Source organism: Rhizobium sp. NZLR10 (assembly GCF_019685125.1).
In the GTDB taxonomy this organism is placed as follows: Bacteria; Pseudomonadota; Alphaproteobacteria; order Rhizobiales; family Rhizobiaceae; genus Rhizobium.
The window spans coordinates 219,023-236,324 of the sequence record NZ_JABDWE010000007.1; the positions used below are offsets into that span (position 1 = coordinate 219,023).

18 protein-coding genes and 1 tRNA gene are annotated in these 17,302 nt (G+C 60.5%); 11 read left to right on the forward strand and 8 right to left on the reverse strand.

Annotated features, from left to right (window positions below; translation table 11 throughout):
* Positions 1 to 44: 44 nt before the first annotated feature.
* The 3 genes from HJB82_RS13250 to HJB82_RS13260 form a co-directional block, all read right to left on the reverse strand.
* Positions 45 to 1,973, reverse strand: a complete 1,929-nt coding sequence (locus HJB82_RS13250) for an autotransporter assembly complex family protein (protein WP_221140185.1) — start codon at positions 1,971 to 1,973, stop codon at positions 45 to 47.
* Between the two features lie 170 nt (positions 1,974 to 2,143).
* Positions 2,144 to 2,401 (reverse strand): YMGG-like glycine zipper-containing protein, encoded by a 258-nt coding sequence (locus HJB82_RS13255; RefSeq protein ID WP_007632613.1) that lies wholly within the window; start codon positions 2,399 to 2,401, stop codon positions 2,144 to 2,146.
* Positions 2,398 to 2,595 carry a hypothetical protein gene (locus HJB82_RS13260; RefSeq protein ID WP_221131686.1) on the reverse strand — a complete coding sequence of 66 codons (198 nt, stop codon included), beginning with the start codon at positions 2,593 to 2,595 and terminating at the stop codon, positions 2,398 to 2,400. The genes HJB82_RS13255 and HJB82_RS13260 overlap by 4 nt, the downstream gene beginning before the upstream one ends.
* A gap of 130 nt (positions 2,596 to 2,725) precedes the next feature.
* On the opposite strand from HJB82_RS13260, the gene hemA reads away from it, so the two are divergent.
* The 7 genes from hemA (at position 2,726) to HJB82_RS13295 (ending at position 11,448) form a co-directional block, all read left to right on the forward strand.
* Complete coding sequence (gene hemA / locus HJB82_RS13265) at positions 2,726 to 3,940, forward strand: 5-aminolevulinate synthase (protein ID WP_207584391.1); 1,215 nt, start codon at positions 2,726 to 2,728, stop codon at positions 3,938 to 3,940.
* 359 nt (positions 3,941 to 4,299) lie between these two features.
* Positions 4,300 to 5,277 (forward strand): LacI family DNA-binding transcriptional regulator, encoded by a 978-nt coding sequence (locus HJB82_RS13270; RefSeq protein ID WP_207584390.1) that lies wholly within the window; start codon positions 4,300 to 4,302, stop codon positions 5,275 to 5,277.
* 40 nt (positions 5,278 to 5,317) lie between these two features.
* Positions 5,318 to 6,556, forward strand: coding sequence for a sugar ABC transporter substrate-binding protein (locus HJB82_RS13275; RefSeq protein WP_207582045.1), 1,239 nt, complete (start codon positions 5,318 to 5,320; stop codon positions 6,554 to 6,556).
* Positions 6,557 to 6,631: 75 nt separating this feature from the next.
* Complete coding sequence (locus HJB82_RS13280) at positions 6,632 to 7,549, forward strand: carbohydrate ABC transporter permease (RefSeq protein ID WP_207582044.1); 918 nt, start codon at positions 6,632 to 6,634, stop codon at positions 7,547 to 7,549.
* Positions 7,546 to 8,409, forward strand: a complete 864-nt coding sequence (locus HJB82_RS13285) for a carbohydrate ABC transporter permease (protein ID WP_207582043.1) — start codon at positions 7,546 to 7,548, stop codon at positions 8,407 to 8,409. The genes HJB82_RS13280 and HJB82_RS13285 overlap by 4 nt, the downstream gene beginning before the upstream one ends.
* Positions 8,410 to 8,428: 19 nt before the next feature.
* A complete protein-coding gene (locus tag HJB82_RS13290; protein WP_207582042.1) occupies positions 8,429 to 10,351 on the forward strand; it encodes a glycoside hydrolase family 127 protein in 1,923 nt (640 codons plus the stop codon).
* An 11-nt stretch (positions 10,352 to 10,362) separates the two neighbouring features.
* Complete coding sequence (locus HJB82_RS13295) at positions 10,363 to 11,448, forward strand: ABC transporter ATP-binding protein (protein WP_207582041.1); 1,086 nt, start codon at positions 10,363 to 10,365, stop codon at positions 11,446 to 11,448.
* Between the two features lie 128 nt (positions 11,449 to 11,576).
* On the opposite strand, the gene dxr is transcribed toward HJB82_RS13295, so the two are convergent.
* Positions 11,577 to 12,767 (reverse strand): 1-deoxy-D-xylulose-5-phosphate reductoisomerase, encoded by a 1,191-nt coding sequence (gene dxr, locus HJB82_RS13300; RefSeq protein WP_207582040.1) that lies wholly within the window; start codon positions 12,765 to 12,767, stop codon positions 11,577 to 11,579.
* Positions 12,768 to 13,151: 384 nt separating this feature from the next.
* Here dxr and HJB82_RS13305 point away from each other — a divergent pair, with 384 nt between their 5' ends.
* Entirely contained in the window at positions 13,152 to 13,802 is a 651-nt protein-coding gene (locus tag HJB82_RS13305) for a hypothetical protein (protein WP_207582039.1), read from the forward strand.
* Positions 13,803 to 13,892: 90 nt separating this feature from the next.
* Positions 13,893 to 14,183: a BON domain-containing protein gene (locus HJB82_RS13310; RefSeq protein WP_221140187.1), complete on the forward strand. Its 291-nt coding sequence runs from the start codon at positions 13,893 to 13,895 to the stop codon at positions 14,181 to 14,183.
* A 43-nt stretch (positions 14,184 to 14,226) separates the two neighbouring features.
* On the opposite strand, the gene HJB82_RS13315 is transcribed toward HJB82_RS13310, so the two are convergent.
* On the reverse strand, positions 14,227 to 14,379 hold the full coding sequence (locus HJB82_RS13315) for a hypothetical protein (RefSeq protein WP_207582037.1): 153 nt from the start codon (positions 14,377 to 14,379) through the stop codon (positions 14,227 to 14,229).
* Between the two features lie 260 nt (positions 14,380 to 14,639).
* Here HJB82_RS13315 and aac(6') point away from each other — a divergent pair, with 260 nt between their 5' ends.
* Complete coding sequence (aac(6'), locus tag HJB82_RS13320; protein ID WP_207582036.1) at positions 14,640 to 15,092, forward strand: aminoglycoside 6'-N-acetyltransferase; 453 nt, start codon at positions 14,640 to 14,642, stop codon at positions 15,090 to 15,092.
* A 144-nt stretch (positions 15,093 to 15,236) separates the two neighbouring features.
* On the opposite strand, the gene HJB82_RS13325 is transcribed toward aac(6'), so the two are convergent.
* Positions 15,237 to 15,503: a hypothetical protein gene (locus HJB82_RS13325; protein ID WP_207582035.1), complete on the reverse strand. Its 267-nt coding sequence runs from the start codon at positions 15,501 to 15,503 to the stop codon at positions 15,237 to 15,239.
* Positions 15,504 to 15,749: 246 nt separating this feature from the next.
* Between HJB82_RS13325 and HJB82_RS13330 the strand changes: the two genes are divergently transcribed.
* On the forward strand, positions 15,750 to 16,268 hold the full coding sequence (locus HJB82_RS13330; RefSeq protein WP_221140188.1) for a DUF2937 family protein: 519 nt from the start codon (positions 15,750 to 15,752) through the stop codon (positions 16,266 to 16,268).
* A gap of 275 nt (positions 16,269 to 16,543) precedes the next feature.
* Here the strand turns inward: HJB82_RS13330 and HJB82_RS13335 are convergent, their stop codons facing one another.
* Complete coding sequence (locus HJB82_RS13335) at positions 16,544 to 16,903, reverse strand: hypothetical protein (RefSeq protein WP_221140190.1); 360 nt, start codon at positions 16,901 to 16,903, stop codon at positions 16,544 to 16,546.
* A gap of 299 nt (positions 16,904 to 17,202) precedes the next feature.
* A tRNA-Arg gene (locus HJB82_RS13340) sits at positions 17,203 to 17,279 on the reverse strand.
* Between the last annotated feature and the right edge of the window lie 23 nt (positions 17,280 to 17,302).

Sequence of the window (17,302 nt, forward strand, 5' to 3'; positions counted from 1 at the left end):
CAGGATTCAGATTTTGGACCGACCGGGCCTAAAATCATCCTGTTCTAGAAGGATTGGCCGATGCCGGCGTAGATTCCATAATCTGTGCCATCTTCGTACTTGTTCAACGGCATGGCAAAATCAAGCCGCAGCGGGCCGAAAGGCGTCGCATATCGTATCCCGGCGCCGGCGCCGGCGCGGATATCGGAAAAGCCGGGAAAGGTGCTGTCCGATACCGTGCCGACATCGATGAAAGGCACGATGCCGATCGTATCGGTGATCTTGATGCGGGCCTCCAGCGAACCGGTCACATAGGAGCGGCCGCCGGTCGGATCGCCATTGTCGTTATAGGGCGAGATTTCCTGATAGCTGTATCCGCGCACCGAGCCGCCGCCGCCGGCAAAGAAGCGCTGCGTGGCGGGAATGTTCTCGATGCCGCCGCCGCCGATCAGGACACCGGCGGCGACCTTGCCGGCCAGCACCACGCCGTCCTCGGCGCCGAACGGCAGATAGCCGGAGATCGAGCCCTGGAATGCCGCATAGGGCGTGGCGTTGAAGATCTCGTAACCGGGCTTAGCCGAAAATGTCGCGCGATAGCCCTCGGTCGGGTTGAACTTGTCGTCGCGTGCGTCGCGGTCATATTGCAGCGGCAGGGTGAAGGTCAGATAGTCGTTGGTGCCGAAGGCGTCGTCGTCGCGTTCCCAGCTGACCTCGCCGCTCGCCGAGATCGTGTCCCGGTCGGTCAGCTCGTAAGACAGGCCGAGCGAGGCGGTGACGAGCGTTGCATTATAGGCATCCGGATTTTCGGTCTTGGCAACGATGCCGGCCTTCAGCGTCGCGGCCGGGAAGAAAGCGCCGGGCTTGGTGAAAAGGATACCGGCGGAATAGTCGAGGTTGCCGACATCCGTGGTTTCGCCAAGCCGCGAGACCGAGCCCTCGATCCGCAGCGTTTCGGCTTCGCCGAACAGATTGCGGTGGCCCCAATAGCCCTGAACGCCGAAGCCGTCGGTGGTCGAATATTGGGCGCCGACGCCGAAATAGCGCCGCTTGCCTTCGGAGACCTCGATCGTCATCGGCAAGGTGCCATCCGGCGCCAGCGCATCGGCTTCATGAATGGTGACGCTTGAAAAGACGCCGAGGGCGCGAAGCCGCTCGCCGGCTTTCTTCAGCGTCTCCGGGGAATAGGCTTCGCCCTTGTCGAGCCGGGAATAACGCTGGATGAAACCTGGCTTGACGGTCTTCTCGCCGGTGATGCCGACATCGCCGATCGGGGCGACCGGGCCACCTTCGGCCGCAAGCACGATATCGACGGTATCGCTGTTGTGATCGGCGACGACCTTGCGTTCGGTCAGCTTGGCAAACGGCCGGCCCTCGCTCTTCAACTGCTCGACGATCTTGTCGCCGGCCTTGATGATGGCAAGCGAGCCGGCCTGAGCGCCCGGAGCCAGATCGTAATCGGCGGGATTGTGGTTTGCGGCATCGCCGCCGAACTGCACCTCCCTGACCTTGAAGATCGGGCCGGGCGCAATGTCGACGGTGACCGGGACCGGCGCGGACCGGTCGAATGTCGGGTTGGGCGGCAGGTCGTCGATATTCTTGCCGTCGATGGTGATCGTCACCACGCCGCCATAACGGGCTTTTTCATACAGGGTGGCGATCAGCCGCTCACGGTCGTCGCGGGCCTTGACGACGACGCCGAGATCGCCCGAAACCGGCTGCTTCTGGTCACCGACAAGACGGGAACTGTTTTGCAGCGCTTCTTTCAGGTCGGGATCGGCGGTATCGGCCTTCAGGTCGACATGGTAGCGCACCGGATCGGGCACCTGTTGACCTTCGTCTTCGTCCTTGCCGAAGATGGTGATGCCGAAAAGCTTGAAGGCGTAAGCGTCGCCGATCAGGACCGGTGAGAACGCAGCTGCCGCTGCGACCACCATCATGGTGCCTGTTCGCCGATACGCAGTACCTGTTTTCGGGCTTGTCCCTCTAATCCGCATACGCCGCTTTTGGTTACGTCTACAATGAAGCTTCGTTGCCCAGCCGTGAACAGCTTAGCGACAAAAACGCGCGGGGTGTACCATTTTAAATTGCCCGCGCTCTAATTTAGTACAAAAAATCCCGGAGGTGTGTCCGGGATTTCCTGAATGTGACGGTTTGTAAGGGGTTCTCAGCGCGGGCAGCTATCAATGTAGCGGCGGCCGTAGCGGTCGCGATAGTAGCACTGGCCGGGCTGTTCGGCGACGCTGCCGATCAGCGCGCCGGATACGCCGCCGATAGCGGCGCCGACCGCAGCGCCACGAACATTACCGGTGACTACACCGCCGATGACGGCGCCTGAGGCAGCGCCGATGCCGGCGCCCTGTTGGGTCGGCGTGCAGCTTGCGATCGACAGTCCGACCAATGCGAGTATGACAGCTTTCTTCATCTTTTTTTCTCCGAGGTTGTTGCCCAACGGGCAAAGGTCGTCCCTTTTATTTTTCTCAGGCTAGACCGAAAACTATGTCGGAAGAAAGGGTTGTCCACCGGCGCGCCGATTTTTTTGCGATACCGGCCGTCGTCGTGCTTGCGGCGATCGGCAAACTCTGCCGGGTCTGCCGGATCAATTTCATTGATCGCCACATGCAGATTTTTTATCTGGAATCATTCAAAAAACTGGGCCATTTGCCGCAGTTGATGGTAAAGCAAAGGGTAAGCATTGACGCGCGGACGTCCGGTCGGCAAGAACGGCCGCGCGATACTGGAGCATAAGATGGATTTCGAAGCGTTTTTCAAAAACGAGCTAGACGGGCTGCATGCCGAGGGCCGCTACCGCGTTTTTGCCGATCTCGAGCGCCACCGCGGTAATTTCCCGCGCGCGACGCGCCATACGGCCGATGGCGAAAAAGAAGTCACGGTCTGGTGCTCCAACGATTATCTCGGCATGGGCCAGAACCCGAAGGTGATCGAGGCGATGAAAAGCGCCATCGACCACTGTGGCGCGGGTGCGGGAGGCACCCGGAATATTTCTGGCACCACCCACTATCACGTCATGCTCGAACGTGAACTTGCCGATCTGCACGCCAAGGAATCGGCACTGATCTTCACCTCGGGCTATGTGTCCAACTGGGCGGCACTCGGCACGCTCGGCGCCAAAATTCCCGGCCTGATCATCTTCTCCGACGCGCTGAACCATGCCTCGATGATCGAGGGCATCCGTCATGCCAAGTGCGACAAGGTGATCTGGAAGCACAATGACGTCGCCGATCTCGAAGCCAGGCTTAAGGCCGCCGATCCGAAGGCGCCGAAGCTGATTGCCTTCGAAAGCGTCTATTCGATGGATGGCGATATCGCCCCGATCAAGGAAATCTGCGACCTCGCCGACAAATACGGCGCGATGACCTATCTCGACGAAGTGCATGCGGTCGGCATGTACGGCCCGCGCGGCGGCGGCATAGCCGAGCGCGAGGGGCTGATGGACCGGCTGACGGTGATCGAGGGCACGCTCGGCAAGGCTTTCGGGGTGATGGGCGGCTATATCGCCGCGTCGGCAGCCCTTTGCGATTTCATCCGCTCGTTTGCCTCGGGCTTCATCTTCACCACGGCGCTGCCGCCGGCGCTTGCCGCCGGTGCGGTCGCCTCGATCCAGCACCTGAAGGTCAGCCAGTTCGAGCGCGCCCGCCATCAGGACCGGGTCCGCAAGCTCAGGGCGCTGCTCGATCAGCGCGGCATTCCGCATGTGCCCAATCCGAGCCATATCGTGCCGGTGCTGGTCGGCGATGCGGCCAAGTGCAAGTGGATCTCCGACCTGTTGCTCGACAATTGCGGCGTCTATGTCCAGCCGATCAACTATCCCACCGTGCCGAAGAAGACCGAGCGGCTACGCATCACCCCGACGCCGCTGCATTCCGACGCCGATATCGCCCATCTGGTCGAGGCGCTGCATTCGCTCTGGTCGCGCTGCGCGCTGGCAAGGCACGTCGCCTGATTTTTCGATGATCGCTCCGTCATAGTTCAGGACCTCCCATTGGAGGTCCTGACTGCGATCGTCCTGTTTCCGCAAGGGCGCCCCTGCAACTTCCCTGCGCCCGCCTGGAATTTCACTCGCGCTGCTTAGGTCTCAAGACCACGATATATCACCATCGGTTCGATCGATGCGCTCGGATCCTCCTTTGCGTTTGCACTTATCCGCGCACGGTCTTTCCCTGATCCGGATCTCCCGGTTTGCGTGAGAAAACCTTTTCTCACTTGACACAGCAGTTGGTAAAAGCTTTTCTCAAGCCACTTCAGAAGGAGGAAACTCTGAACATAGCGGGAGGAAAAAGAGGCAGGATCACCATCCATGAGGTGGCCTCGGCTGCCGGGGTGAGCATTTCGACGGCGTCGAAGGCGCTCAATGACACCGGCCGGATGGGCGCGGAAACGCGCGAGCGGGTGAAGCGGATCGCCGGCGAAATCGGCTATCGGCCGAATGCGCTGGCGAGAGGGCTTCTCAGCAAACGCAGCTTCACTATCGGGCTCTTGACCAACGACACCTACGGCCGTTTCACCCTGCCTGTGATGGCGGGTATTTCGGACGCTCTGGTCGATCATGGGGTTTCGGTTTTCCTCTGCGCCATCGAGGACGATCCGGCGCTCGCCCAGATCCATGTCGATGCGATGCTCGACAAGCAGGTCGATGGCATCATCGCCACGGGAAAGCGGCTGGACAGGCGTCTGCCTGTCGATCTGTCGAACTTGCATGTGCCTGTCGTCTACGCCTTCACCGAGGGGACGCAGAACAGCGTTACCTTCCGTTCGGACGACGAACAGGGCGCGAGACTGGCGGTGGAATGGCTGGCCAAGGTCGGGCGGCGGCGGATTGCGCATATCACCGGGCCGGAAGAGTTCTTTTCGGTGCGCGAGCGGGCCGGCGCCTACCATGCGGTGGCAGGCCACCGCGAGCCGGTGCTCTACGGCGTCTGGTCGGAAAGCTGGGGCCATGAGGCGGTGGAGCAGCTTTGGCAGAGGCCGGGAGAAAAGCCCGACGCACTGTTCTGCGGCAATGACCAGATTGCCCGTGGTGCCGCCGATGCGCTGCGCGAGCGCGGCGTCAAGGTGCCGCAGGATGTCTCGGTGATCGGCTTCGACAATTGGGAGATTGTCGCGGCCCAGACCCGGCCGCCGCTGACGACGGTGGATATGGAGTTGAAGGAGCTCGGGCGGCAGGCCGGATTGACGGTGTTGGCGCTTGCGGAAGGACGGCCGGTCGAGCCGGGCGTGCGGAAATTGCCGTGCCGGCTGATCGTCCGGCAGTCATGCGGGGGTAAGACCTCGAGGGAATGAGCAAAGGCGCAGGGAGATGCGCCATATCGGGAGGAGTGTCATGATCAAGCGTCTTTTGGCGGCGACCAGCATCGCCAGTCTATGTCTGTTTTCGGCTGCGTCGGCGGCTGAAAATGTCGAAATGTGGGTTCGATCCGGCATCGGCGACGCCTTCAAGAAAGTCGTCGAAGCCTATAATTCCGGCCATGAGAACAAGGTCGTGATGACCGAGGTGCCGTTCTCCGAACTGGTGCAGAAATATGCGACGGCGATTGCCGGCGGACAGGCGCCGGACGCGCTGTCGATGGATCTGATCTATAATCCTGCCTTTGCTGCCGCCGGCCAGCTGGAGGACCTGACGGACTGGGCAAAATCGCTGCCCTATTTCAACTCGCTATCGCCGTCGCATGTCCGCCTCGGCACCTATCAGGACAAGATTTACGGCCTGCCGCTTTCGGTGGAGACATCGGTCTTTGCCTGGAACAAGGATCTCTACAAGAAAGCCGGTCTCGACCCGGAAAAGGCGCCGGCCAACTGGGATGAAATCACCGCCAACGCCGAGAAGATCCGGGCGCTCGGTGACGATACCTACGGCTTCTATTTCTCCGGCGGCGGCTGCGGCGGCTGCATGATCTTCACCTTCACGCCGCTCACCTGGGGTGCGGGCGCCGATATCCTGTCGGCCGACAGCAAAAAGGCGACGCTCGATACGCCGCAGATGCGTAAGGCCGTCGATATCTACCGCAACATGATCAAGAAGGACCTGGTGCCGGCGGGTGCCGCCAGCGACACCGGCGCCAATTTCCTGACCTTCACCAATGGCAAGATCGGCCAGCAGACTCTCGGCGCCTTTGCCATCGGCACGCTGGTGACCGAGCATCCCGATATCAATTTCGGCGTGACCCTCATTCCGGGCGTCGATGGCAAGCCGTCGTCCTTTGCCGGCGGCGACAATTTCGTCATCACCAAGGGCACGAAGAAGATCGACGCGGTGAAGGGCTTCCTCGAATATGTCTATTCGGAGGACGGCCAGAAGATCATGGCAAAGTACGGCAGCCTGCCGACACGCGGCGATATCGCCGACAAGGTGCTGCAAGGTCTCGACCCGCGCATGCAGGTCGGCCTCAAAGCGATCAGTGTGGCCAAGACCCCCTATACGCTGCAGTTCAACGACCTGATCAACAGCGCCAACGGGCCGTGGGCGAGCTTCACCAACGCCGCGATCTTCGGCGACGATGTCGACGGCGCGTTTTCGAGCGCCCAGTCGGAAATGCAATCGATCATCGATAGCGGCCAATAACTCTCTCCCGGCCGCGGCCGGGGAGCGGTGGCAGCTTCCCGGCCAAATCCCAACCGACAGATGCGGAGCGTTTCGATGACCGGTTCCGGTCCAGAGATTCTATTGCCTCGGCGCAGGCGACGACGCCAATCGAACTGGCGCGGCCTTGCCTATATCGCGCCGGCCATGGCGCTGGTCATCGTCTTCTTCCTCATGCCGGTGCTGTTCACCGGATGGATGAGCCTTCACAACTGGCCGCTGATGGGGGCATCGCGCTGGATCGGCTTCAACAATTATTACCGCATGGTCAACGACACCCGCTTCATGACGGCGCTCTCTTTCACCGCCTATTATACGCTCATCGTCACCGTCGCCATCTTCGCCGTCGCCTTTCCGCTGGCGATCTTCGTCGAGAAGGAACGGCAGTTCGTCAGCGCCTATCGCACGGTGATCTTCCTGCCGGTTGTCGTCGGCCTCGCCACCGCCTCGCTGCTCTGGGTGTGGCTTGCCAATGTCGATAGCGGCTTCATCGGCCCGGCCTTGAAAGCGCTCGGCCTGGTCGAAAAGAGCCCCAATCTTCTAGCGACCTTCGACACCGCCTTTCTGACGATCGTGGTGATGGTCGTCTGGAAGATCGCAGGTTTCACCATGATCATTCTTCTGACTGGGCTGCAGGCCATTCCGTCCGAGCTGACCGAGGCCGCCCGCATTGATGGCGCCGGCCGCTGGCAGCGTTTCCGGCATCTGACGCTGCCGCTGATGCGCAAGACGATCGCGCTGGCGCTGATCGTCTCCGTCACCGGCTCGATTCTCGCCTTCGACCAGTTCTACATCATGACGTCGGGCGGACCGCAGAACAAGATGATCTCGGTGGTCTACTACATCTTCAATCAGTCCTTCGTGTCGTTCAATCTCGGTTATGGCGCAGCGCTGTCGATCGTGCTGCTCGCCATCCTGATGGCGATCAGCATCGTGCAGCTCTGGCTGCTGCGCGTCGGGGAGGAGCGTCCATGATCACCTCAAGGGAACGCCGGGCGCGCAAAGCCTTCCGCGTGAAGTCGGCCTATCATCTCACCGGCATCGCCATCTCGATCTTCTTTCTCGCCCCCTTCGTGATCACGCTGTTGTCCTCCTTCCGGCATGGCACGGAGGCCAGCCTGCCGCCCTTGCCGCCGTGGCCGACATCCGGTGTCAGCATCGATTCCTACGCGCTGCTCGATACGTTCGGCGCCGGCATCTGGCAGCATATGATCAACTCGCTGTTCGTCTCGGTCGCCACCGTGGTGCTCACCGTCGGCGTCAGCCTGCTCGCCGGCTATGGCTTCTCGCGCTATCGGTTCCCGCTGAAGAATGCGCTCTTCGTGCTGATCATCACCACTTTGATGATCCCGTTCCAGTCGATCCTGACACCGCTCTTCATCATCCTGGCAAAACTCGGCCTCAACAATTCGCTGCTCGGGCTGACGCTGGTCTATGTGACGCTGCAGCTGCCCTTCTCGGTTTTCATGATGCGCAACGCCTTCGATGCGGTGCCGAAGGAGATCGAGGAGGCAGCACGCATCGATGGCGCGCGTGACCTCCGGCTCTTGATCCGCGTTCTGCTGCCGCTGGTGCTTCCAGGTGTGGCGACGGTGGCGATCTTTGCCTTCCTCAATGCCTGGAACGAGTTTCTGGCAGCCCTGGTGCTGCTCTCCAGCAATGAGAAATACACCCTGCCGGTGCTGATGACGGCGGTTCGCGCCGGACGGCTCGGCGCCATCAACTGGGGAGCGGTCCAGGCCGGTGTCGTCGTCATGACGATCCCTTGCCTGATCGTCTTCCTGCTCCTGCAACGCTACTACATGCGCGGGCTGATGGCCGGCGCGGTGAAATAACTGAGGGAAAATCGAGCTCATGACCAAATCAAGCAACGACCGCCAGTTTCGTCCCGTCGCCGTTCCCGATGTGGAGCTCGGCGGCTTCTGGGGCAAATGGCAGGACGCCGTCTGCAATTCCACTGCCGAGACCCTGCTCGACCGCTGCGTCGAGGCCGGCATGCTGACGGCGATCGATGTCTCCCAGCCGAGCCCCGGCGTCGTCATCCCCATCCAGCCCTGGGGCGGGACGACGCAGATGTTCTGGGATTCCGACCTCGGCAAGTCGATCGAGACCATCGCCTATTCGCTCTATCGCCGCCCGAACCCGAAGCTGGAAGCGCGGGCCGACGAAATCATCGACATGTATGAAAGGCTGCAGGACAAGGACGGTTATCTGAACGCCTGGTTCCAGCGTGTCGAGCCCGCCCGCCGCTGGACCAATCTGCGCGACCATCACGAGCTTTATTGCGCCGGCCATCTGATGGAAGCCGCGGTCGCCTATTATCAGGCAACCGGCAAACGCAAGCTGCTCGATATCATGTGCCGCTTTGCCGATTACATGATCACGATATTCGGCCATGGTGAAGGCCAGTTCCCCGGCTATTGCGGCCACGAAGAGGTCGAGCTTGCGCTGGTCAAGCTTGCCCGCGTCACCGGCGAAAAGAAATATCTCGAACTGTCGAAATTCTTCATCGACGAGCGCGGCACCGAGCCGCATTTCTTCACGGCGGAAGCCAGCCGCGACGGCCGCAGCCTGTCCGACTATCATCAGAAAACCTATGAATATGCGCAGGCGCACCAGCCGGTGCGCGAGCAGACCAAGGTCGTCGGCCACGCCGTGCGCGCCATGTACCTCTATTCCGGCATGGCCGATATCGCCACCGAATATAAGGACGACAGCCTGACGGCGGCGCTGGAAACACTGTGGGACGATCTGACCACCAAGCAGATGTACATCACCGGCGGCATCGGCCCGGCCGCCTCCAATGAAGGCTTCACCGATTATTATGACCTGCCCAACGCCACGGCTTACGCCGAAACCTGCGCCTCGGTTGGCCTGGTGTTCTGGGCAAGCCGCATGCTCGGGCGCGGCCCGGATCGTCGTTATGCCGATATCATGGAACAGGCACTTTACAACGGCGCGCTGCCGGGGCTTTCGACCGACGGCAAGACCTTCTTCTATGACAATCCGCTCGAAAGTGCCGGCAAACACCATCGCTGGAAATGGCACCATTGCCCGTGCTGCCCGCCGAATATTGCCAGGCTGGTGACCTCGATCGGCTCGTATATGTATGCCGTCGCCGACGATGAAATTGCCGTGCATCTCTACGGCGAAAGCACCGCACGGCTGAAGCTTGCCAACGGCGCTGAAGGGCAACTTGAGCAGACCACCAACTATCCCTGGGACGGCGCGGTGGCCTTTACCACAAGACTCAAGACGCCGGCAAGGTTCGCGCTGTCGCTGCGCATTCCGGACTGGGCGGAGGGTGCCACTCTCAGCGTCAATGGAGCAGTGCTCGATCTCGACGCCAATATCCGCGACGGATATGCCAGGATCGACCGCCAATGGGCCGACGGCGATCGTATCGATCTCTATCTGCCGCTGGCACTTCGCCCGCAATATGCCAATCCGAAGGTGCGCCAGGATGCCGGCCGCGTCGCCTTGATGCGCGGCCCGCTGGTCTATTGCGTCGAAACGACCGACAATGGCGAAGACCTCAACGCCATCATCCTGCCCCGCGAGCTCCCGGCCGCCGAAACCGTCGTGCTTAGGGATCTCAACGATGCCGTCGCCCTTGATCTCAAGGTCGAGCGCGAGGAGACGCGGAACTGGGGAACACCGCTCTATCGCCAGGCGCCGGCGGAAAGGCAGGTCGCCACCGCGCGTTTCGTGCCCTATCATCTCTGGGACAACCGCGGGCCGGGAGAGATGCTCGTCTGGGTCCAGTCGGACAAGTAGGTCGTTTGGGGATGACGAACGGTATGGCAAACAAGAGCGTCGTGCTCCAGGACGTGCGAAAAAGCTATGGCAATCTGCCGGTGGTCCATGGGATCGACCTGACGATCGAAGAAGGTGAATTCGTCGTCTTCGTCGGCCCGTCGGGCTGCGGAAAATCGACGCTGCTTCGGATGATCGCCGGCCTGGAAGATGTCACCGACGGCGAGGTCGAGATCAAGGGACGCAACGTCACCGATCTCGATCCGTCCGAGCGCGGTATCGCCATGGTCTTCCAGTCCTATGCGCTCTACCCGCATATGAGCGTGCGCGACAATCTGGCTTTCGGGCTGAAGATGGCGCGTACCAATGCGGCCGAGATCGAGACGCGCGTCAAGGCAGCCTCGGCCATCCTGAAGATCGACCATCTTCTCGACCGGCGGCCCGGGCAGCTTTCCGGCGGCCAGCGTCAGCGTGTGGCGATCGGCCGGGCGATCGTGCGCAAGCCCGATGTCTTCCTGTTCGACGAGCCGCTGTCCAATCTCGATGCGGAACTCAGGGTTTCGATGCGCATCGAGATTGCCCGCCTGCACCGCGAGCTCGGCAATACGATGATCTATGTCACGCACGACCAGACCGAGGCGATGACGCTCGCCGACAAGATCGTCGTGCTGCGCGACGGCCGCGTCGAACAGGCCGGAACGCCACGGGAAATCTACGAGAACCCCGCCAATACTTTCGTGGCGGGCTTCATCGGCTCGCCCCGGATGAACCTCTTGAATGCCCGCTGGGGCGAGGGAAGCCTGGTCGAAGTCGCCGGCAAGCAGATCGAAAGCGGCCTGCCGTCGGCAGACAGGCCGGTGGGTGCGGCGGTGACGCTCGGCCTGCGGCCGGAACATCTGACGGTGGCGTCGGACCTGGCGGGCAGTCTGACGGCCAAGGTGGATTTTTCGGAGTATCTCGGCGGAACGCAATATCTCTATTGCCAGCTTGCCGATGGTCAGTCGCTCACCGTCGAGCATCGCTCGCCGATCAGCATTGCGGCGGGCGAGCAGGTCAGCCTGCTGTTCGAGCGGTCGGATTGCCGATTGTTCGATGAGGGTGGCAACCGGCTGCGGTAACAGAGCATGATGCCGAAAAGTGTGCTGCGGTTTTCCCAGGCAAAGCGCGAAGCGCTTTTGCGGCAACGACATGCGTAAAAACAAAGAGCTAAAGCGCAAGGAGCGAATCTGAAAGATCGCGACGCGCTTTAGCCGGCGACCGCGAGGGTCATCAGCTCCGACGCCCGCTGCCGCGCCTGCCTGTCGGCGGCGAAGACATCGTCCATATCGGCTGCCGGCAGCAGGCCGGCCAGGTCGTCCATCACCCTCTCGGTGATCTCGGCCATGGCAAGGAAGGACAGCCGCCCTTCGATGAAGGCTTCGAGCGCCACTTCCTTGGCGCCGTTCAGCACCGCGCCCTGAACGCCGCCGCGCGTCATCGCCAGGCGCGCCAGCCGCAATGCCGGAAACCGCAGCTCATCCGGCGCCTCGAAATCCAGCCTGGCGAGCTTGGCGAAATCCAGCCGCTCGATCGGCAGGTTCGGCCGGCGCGGAAAGGCCAAGGCATAACCGATGGCCGTGCGCATATCGGGGGCGCCGAGCTGGGCCAGCACCGATCCGTCGGTATAACCGACCATCGAATGGATGATCGATTGCGGATGGAAGATGACTTCGATCTGTTCGGGCTTCAGGCTGAAGAGATGCCGGGCTTCGATCATCTCCAGCGCCTTGTTGAACATCGAGGCGCTGTCGATCGAGATCTTCAATCCCATCGACCAGTTCGGGTGGGCGCGTGCGGTTTCCACCGTCACGCCGGCCATCTCCTGGCGCGAGGCGGTGCGGAAGGGGCCGCCGGAGGCCGTCAGAATGACGCGCTCGACGGCGTGGCGCTGGTTTTCTTCCAGCACCTGGAAAATCGCATTGTGCTCGCTGTCGACGGGAAGCAGCCTGCCGCCGCCTTCCCGGATCGTTGCCAGGAAGAGATCGCCGGCCGAGACCAGGCATTCCTTGTTGGCAAGGGCGATATCGGCGCCGCGGCGTGCGGCGGCAAGGGTCGGTGCCAGCCCCGCCGTGCCGACGATGGCCGCCATCACCCAGTCGGCTTCACGGTCTGCGGCTTCCATCAGGCCGGATTTTCCGGCGGCGACGGCAATGCCGCTGCCCGAAAGTGCGCTCTTCAGTGATTCGTAATGCCGGTCGTTTGCCGTCACCGCCATCAGCGCGCCGGATGATTTCGCCTGCCGGGCCAGCAATTCGACATTGCCGTTGCCTGTTAGTACGGAGATTTCGAAATTCTCCCGCCCGCCCAGGTGATCGACGACGTTGAGGGTGTTTTGGCCGATCGAGCCGGTCGAACCGAAGATGCTGAGGCGCCGCGGCGCGGTTTTGCCGGTCATCATATGCAATTTCGCGAAAGTTTCTCTCGTAGGCTGAGGCTCTACTAGGCTTTGGAGGGGGCGGCAAGTGTGCGGTGCAGCAGATTTCATCCCCTAAGGGGTTTACAGAGCGGCGGCTGGGTGTGATCCTTGTAGCGTTGCTGGCGGAATCGAAATTCCGTCGCGCCGTTCACGGCCGCATGGTCAATTCGGGGCGCCGAGGCGTCCCAAGAAGCACAGGCACTGAGGTGCCGCTGGCCTTTCCGGTCAAACATTAAAATCGAGGATGAAACCGGGATAGGCGGCTTGGCCGCAATCCTTCATCGCGTTCGCTGCGAGCGCATTCATACGCGTTGCTGCGTCGGTTTCGGCGCTGCGGCGCCGTGTCAGGTGAAACGTTCGGACTTCATGACGACATTCAAAATAGCGTGCATTGTTTTTGCCATCGTAACCTCGCTCGCCACCGCGGCGAGGGCGGATGATCTGCTGATCTGGTCGCCAGCCAAACTCTCCGACCGGTCCTACAAGGCGACGATGGGTTTTCGTCTGCCGGCGGAATGGGAAACCAGCGCCGGTGCCGATATTGGCCTGGCGTCGACCAAAGGCGGGGCGCCGCTGCCCGATTCCGGACAGGCGATGCTCTGGGGCCGGATCGACAGGACCAGCGTCACGCCGGCAGGCCAATCACAGCGGGGCGCAAGCATCAGTGTCGATACGCTGCGCGGCAGCGGCGCGCTGACGCTCAGCCGCTCACGCAGCTGGATCCTGTCGGACACGCTCGACATGCAATCGAGCCGATCCATCAGCGTCCAATATGACGCGGTCGATATCAAACAAGCCTCGGTGACGGCGTCGCAGGCGCTGAAGCTGATCCATCCCTGGACGGGAACGTCGCTTTCGGCGGGCGCAGGCGTCAGCAATGCCAGCGGCGACTTTTCGAGCACGGTTGCCGTCAACCAGGCGATCCTGCCGAACCTCAATCTCGATGCCTCGGTCAACAATCCGTTTTCGGCGAGCGAGGCCGGCAGCGTCAATCTGCGCTATCGCCTCAACTGGTAGCGGCGCTGCAACCAAATCCGGCCGACGGGCGTTTCCTCCGCAGGTTTGACGCCCGGGATCCGACGCCCTGGCTTTAAGGAGGAACGGATCATGGTTTTCAAGGAGCAGACATTTCACGGTCTCGAGCCCGAGATGGAAGCGGAAATTTCCAATCGCGCATCGGTCGAAGCGGCCGTCGCCAATGCGCTGGCGATTGCCGGCGGCCTCGATGCGGCTGATGTCGAAGTGACGATGGAGAACGACCAGATCGTGCTGACCGGCACCGTCGGCACGGTCGGCGAGATCGAACGGGCGACCGCGGTCGCCAAGGCCGTCGAAGGCGTGCATTCGGTGCAGAACCGGATCCTGCTCGGCGGGCCTCCGATCAATGATTGGCATTGACGGGGAGCGCTTTCGCGTCCTCTCTCAATGAGCGCTCAGCCGATCAACCGGCGAAGCGCTCGACGAGGAAGGACGAACCGGCCATACGATCGGTCTTCTGCAGGGCAACCGACCCGTGCGGGTGATAGGCGATGGCAAGCAACACGGCGCTGACGGCGACATAGGCGATTGCCAAAAGACTCATCTTGATACGCATGACACTCACTCCCTTTTGGCGAATAACGCGGCTGATATGGCGAAGTTCCGCATCAAGAGATCAAATAAAAAGCCCGGCTAATCAGCCCAGCCCCTAACCGAAATGTGGAATCCAAGTAGATACTGGTGCCGAATCCCTGTGGCATGGGTGTTTGGGGCGGTTCATCTTGCTGGAAATATCTTCGTGAAGCATTCTGCGCACACACCTGTCCCAAACTGTCGCGTTAATTGGGATTTTTGCGACAAGAAGGCAGCCGCAATATGGAATCGACTATCGAGATTGGGACTATAAAAGATGTTGAGCCATGGGCGCAGCTTCGCGTTGCACTATGGCCGCATCACTCGCTTGACGATCATCGAGCTGAGTTGGACCGGGCGTTTCTTTCAGAAAGTGGAGAAGCCGTCGCGTTCATCGCTCGAAATGCTGCGAATGAAGCTGTCGGGTTTGCTGAAGCCACCTTGCGACATGATTATGTGAATGGATGCAGCAGCTCGCCCGTTCTATTCCTCGAAGGGATTTATGTCCGGCCCGTTGACAGGCGAAAAGGTATCGCACGATTGCTGTGCAATGCTGTTGCCGATTGGGGGAAGCCGCTTGGGTGTGTTGAGTTTGGCTCTGACGCGCCGCTTGAGAATTCAGCCAGCCATGCGCTCCATACCGCTTTAGGATTTGAGGAGACACAGCGCGTCGTGTTCTTCCGAAAGCCACTGTAGGCCGGTGTTGCCCTTCCACGAGGATGGCTTGTCGCGAAACTCACTCGCAAAAGTTGGAGTTTCGCGACAGATATTTGCTACAGAAAGTATTCCACATTTCCGTTAGGGGCTGGGCTGATCAGCCGGGCTTCGTGCTTGGATCGCCTATCGGCAGACCCGGGTTTCCTCGATGACCGTATGGCCGTGACGGCGAATTTTTTCCGTCTTGGTGAAGCAATCGCGGGACACGTGGCGCGGCCTCACGTGCTCCCGATAATATGGCCGTTCCGCATGGCGATAGTAGGGCCGTTCGGCATGGCGATAGTAGGGCCGTGCGTCATCCGTGGTGATGGTGACGCTGGCCGCCTGGGACGGCATGGCGGAAAAAATCGATGCAGCGGCGAGTGTGCAGGCAAGGATAATCTGTTTCATGACAAGTCTCTCTTTCTCAGTTGGTCACGGGAGCAACTCGCCGGAAGCGCTGTCGGTTCAATCACATAGCGTTACCGATTGTGTCGTTGCGAAACCTTTGCGGCCGCGGATCGTTAAAGCATGTCGCGCAAAAGTGTCCGCGGTTTTGCGATAACGACATGCGTAAAACAAAGAACTAAAGCGCGACCAGCGTATCTGAAAGATCGCGACGCGCGTTGGCGCTGAGGAGAGCCGGAGGCATCGAGAATGGGAGCGACTGCAAGGATCATCGCCATCGTCGCCGGGCTTGCCGGCGGCACGGTCTTTTCGCAGGCGCCGGAATTTGCCCAGCAATACCGCCAGCGGATCGGCGGGGCGATCGACGAATTGCGCGTCATCGTCGAGGATTTCAACACCCAGGCAGCAGAGCACCACCTTGATCGCCAGCAGGCGCTGAGCGCCTATGCGCAATCCTCCGACGATTTCCTCCGCGACCGCGGCGTCTCGATGCAGAGCACGATCACGCGCTACGAGACGCTGCTGGCGCAGCAGCTGAAACTCGGCACCGCCGCCCCCGTCGCCAAGCCCTTCGTGCTGTTGGGCGAGCCGGATGATGTCGTTTTCGCCAATACCTGGCGGGATTTCGTGCCGGGTGTGCCCGTCAGCTTTGCAGGTCTGGTCTGGGGTGCGATTGGTTTTGTCGGCGGCTGGGTCGTGGCGGCGGCGCTGGGATTGGGGGTGCGGCGGGTTGTGCGGACGCGGAAGATCGATCACCAGGTGCCGTGAACAAAGCGGCTGTGAACTCATTTTTGGCGCGGGGACGCGGAGATGATTTCATTGAAAATCGGTAGTCGCGGCACGGTTCGAACACGCGAAAGGGATCAAACTACTTTTCGGACCTGCCGTCGATCGCCAAATCGCAAAACTTGAACTGGAACAGGAGTTTTGGTCGACGATGAGGACGCAGCCAATTTTTTGAGTGAAATCCGGAAAATTCCCGAGGCTTTAACATTGAGATTGGCAGTGTGGCGGCTCTGCACCCGCAGATGCGGTTTCACCTCTCACGAGTCGATACTTTCAGGCTCGCTTCCGTAGCTTTTGCGAAGCTCGTTGCGATCACGATACCACTCAAAGGGTGTGCGGACACGCTTTTCGGGCATCATCATATATGCTCGGCAAAGTGCCGGATACTCTTCAAAGAATTTCACTAGTTTCATACTGCAGGCGTACATTCCTTCTGGAGCTTCGTGCGCTTGGGGGTTTTCCGTGTTGTAAATGCTATTCCAGAAGCGGAGTGTGGCAACCGTTTTGTAAGTTTCCTGGAGGTAATCGTTGACGTCGCTTCCAAAAAGGAATTTCGAGTTTTGGACGGCAACCTGCAAATCAACAATCTGGTTATGTTCGGCGTTCCCTGCTGCCACGATGGGTCGCACGGCTCCAAGAACATCATTGTATGCTCTATAGCGCCGATCGAAGAGGTCTAAGACGAATTTCTGTCGCGCCACAAACTACTGCATAGAAGCGATAATCACAGCAACCACTGCAAGCAAGAGCGTCAGCCAGGCTGTCATATGTCTCTTCCTGTCCAACTGCGTTCGTCGAAGAGTTTGCGAATTCTCAGTACCGAGTGTTGGAGAGTATTCGCCGGAAAGCTGCTAATCTCCTGAAACGCAGAGCATTCCAATCTCTACGAACAGACGGCCAAAATGAAGTTAAGTAATGGTGATCCCGACGCGATTCGAACGCGTGACCCCCAGATTAGGAATCTGGTGCTCTATCCTGCTGAGCTACGGGACCACTGAAGCCATGCATACAAAAGG